Source organism: Streptomyces tricolor, assembly GCF_002155905.1.
GTDB lineage: Bacteria > Actinomycetota > Actinomycetes > Streptomycetales > Streptomycetaceae > Streptomyces > Streptomyces tricolor.
This window is the reverse complement of sequence record NZ_MUMF01000781.1, coordinates 1-2,527: the sequence shown is the minus strand read 5'-3', so window position 1 is coordinate 2,527 and position 2,527 is coordinate 1. Positions and strand designations below refer to the sequence as shown.

Genomic DNA, 2,527 nt, shown 5'->3' with positions numbered 1-2,527 from the left:
GTCATGGGGCGGCCGATGCGGTGACGGTCGGGGACCTTCATCTGCCGGGGATCGCGGGGCGGGCGCTGGCGGGGGACCGGGATGCCGACGACGCGGAGATGCTGCGGCTGCTGGAGCCGTATGCCGGGCAGCGGCATCGGGCGGCTCGGTTGATCCTGCTGAGCGGGCACGTACCGGCTCGGCGTACGCCGAAGATGCGCAAGGTGGACATCGGCCTGCTGTGAGCAGCGCTGTGCTGCGGCCGGGCGACGGGGGTCCGCTCACCGGCGCCGGCAGGGTGCCGCTGCGCACAGCCGACGGCACCGCGGCTCCCCAGGGGCGCGGGGAACCGCGCGGGCACCCCAGGACCGGCCGCGGACGGCACACGGGCCGCGCATGGCAGACGCGCCCCAAACAGCAGACGCACCGCGACAGCAGACACACGGCGAAGAGCAGACGCACCCCACGGCAGACCCCGCATACGGCACGCGCCGCGCAGCGCACACGCGGCGTCGAGAGCGGGCTACTGGTCCGAGGAGAAGCGCAGTGCGCCCGAGGGGATGTGGGCGTCGCACCAGACGCGGGCGCCGGTCAGCAGCTCGTTGTCGGCGCCGACGACCGCGCCGTCGCCGATGACCGTACCGGTGAGCACCGAGCGTTCGCCGACGCGGGCGCGGGTGCCGATGAGGGAGTCGGTGATGACCGCTCCGGGCTCGATGACGGCACCCGGCAGGATCGTGGACCCGAAGATCCGCGCGCCCTGCGCCACGAACGCGCCCTCCCCCACCACCGTGCCGCCCGTCAGCTTGGCGTCCGGCGCCACCGTGGCCGTCGGCAGCACGAGCTGGTCGCCGCAGCGGCCGGGCACCGCCGGGGACGGCGCGCGGCCGAGGACCAGGTCGGCCGAGCCGCGGACGAAGGCGGCCGGCGTGCCGAGGTCCAGCCAGTAGGTGGAGTCGACCATGCCCTGCAGATGCGCGCCGGCGGCCAGCAGCCCGGGGAAGGTCTCGCGTTCCACCGAGACCGGGCGGCCGGCCGGGATCGTGTCGATCAGCGAACGGCGGAAGACGTACGCCCCCGCGTTGATCTGGTCGGTGACGATCTCCTCCGGCGTCTGCGGCTTCTCCAGGAAGGCCAGGACGCGCCCGGTCTCGTCGGTGGGCACCAGGCCGTACGCGCGCGGGTCCGTCACCTTCGTCAGATGCAGCGAGACGTCGGCGCCCGTCGACTCGTGGGTGTCCACCAGCGCCCTGATGTCCAGGCCGGTCAGGATGTCGCCGTTGAAGATCAGCACGGGGTCGTCGGGGCCGGAGTGCAGCCGGTCGGCGACGTTGCGGATGGCGCCGCCCGTGCCGAGGGGCTCCTCCTCGGTCACGTACTCGATGTGCAGTCCCAGCCCCGCGCCGTCGCCGAAGTACGGCTCGAAGACCTCGGCCAGGTAGCTGGTCGCGAGGATGATGTGCTCGACGCCCGCCGCCCGCGCCCGCGCCAGCTGGTGGGTGAGGAACGGCACCCCGGCGGCCGGGACCATCGGCTTGGGCGTGTGCACCGTGAGCGGTCGCAGCCGGGTGCCCTTGCCGCCGACCAGGAGGATCGCTTCTGTCACCTGTCGTCTCTGCTTCCTGCCGGGACCGGCCGAACTACTAGTGAACACTCGTTTCGGCCGGTCAGTGTATGCAGACCGGGCGACGACGCCTTCGCAGGCCGCGCGGTGTCCCGCGAGATCGGCGTGCGGTTTCCCCCGGCCGGTCCCGCCCGTCCCCCGGCGGCGGCGCACGCGCGCCCCGGCCTCAGCGCCCCTGGTACTTCGCCGCGCTGGAGCGGGCCGTGCCGAGCTTGGCGTAGAGCAGCTTGCCGGGGCACTCGGTGGCGAACCCGTCCCGATGGCCGGAGATCACGTTCAGTCGTACGTTCTTCCCCTTGGGGTAGAGATTGCCACCCCCCGAGGTGAGATATGTCTTCGCGCGCGGATCGACCCCGTAGAGCCCGAGCTTCCACGCGGTGAGCCGGGCGACGGCCGTCACCGCGCCGCCCGGCGGCTTGCTCGTGCCGTACGTGCCGATCACGGCGACGCCCATGCTGTTGGTGTTGAACCCGAGGGTGTGCGCGCCCAGCACGGCCTTGGCCACGCCCCCGGCCCGGCCCTCGTAGAGGGTTCCGCATTTGTCGACGAGGAAGTTGTAGCCGATGTCCCGCCAGCCCATGCTCTTGACGTGGTAGCGGTAGATACTGCGGATGACGGAAGGGGCCTGGGCGCAGGTGTACGTGTTGCCCGTGGCGGTGTGGTGGACGAAGGCCGCCTTGATCTTCTTCGTGTAGACGAACCCGCGTTCGCGCAGGGACTCGTCCGCGCCCCAGCCCCGGCGGGTGACGATCCGCGGGCGCGGTCCGATGTACGGCTTGGTCCGCGAGGGGCCCTGAAGACGGGTCAGCTCGGTCTCGGTGGCCTGCCGGTCCAGCTCCGGGACGGCGAAGGAGCCGAAGTCGGTGATGTCGGCGTTGGCGCCCGAGGCGGCGAGCGCGGCCTCGGTGTCCAGGGCGGTGCGGG

At 72.6% G+C, this 2,527-nt stretch carries 2 protein-coding genes and 1 pseudogene; 1 reads left to right on the top strand and 2 read right to left on the bottom strand.

Annotated elements, in window-relative coordinates; all coding sequences use genetic code 11:
- Nucleotides 1–224, top strand: a pseudogene (locus tag CCN44_RS39405) (DNA-3-methyladenine glycosylase 2 family protein); the annotation flags it as partial.
- A 278-nt stretch (nt 225–502) separates the two neighbouring features.
- Here the strand turns inward: CCN44_RS39405 and manB are convergent.
- Together manB and CCN44_RS39395 are read right to left on the bottom strand one after the other, a co-directional pair.
- A complete protein-coding gene (gene manB, locus CCN44_RS39400) occupies nt 503–1,585 on the bottom strand; it encodes a mannose-1-phosphate guanylyltransferase (protein ID WP_086703894.1) in 1,083 nt (360 codons plus the stop codon).
- A gap of 184 nt (nt 1,586–1,769) precedes the next feature.
- A partial coding sequence (locus tag CCN44_RS39395; RefSeq protein WP_167404082.1) for a peptidoglycan recognition protein family protein occupies nt 1,770–2,527 on the bottom strand: 758 nt, incomplete at its 5' end.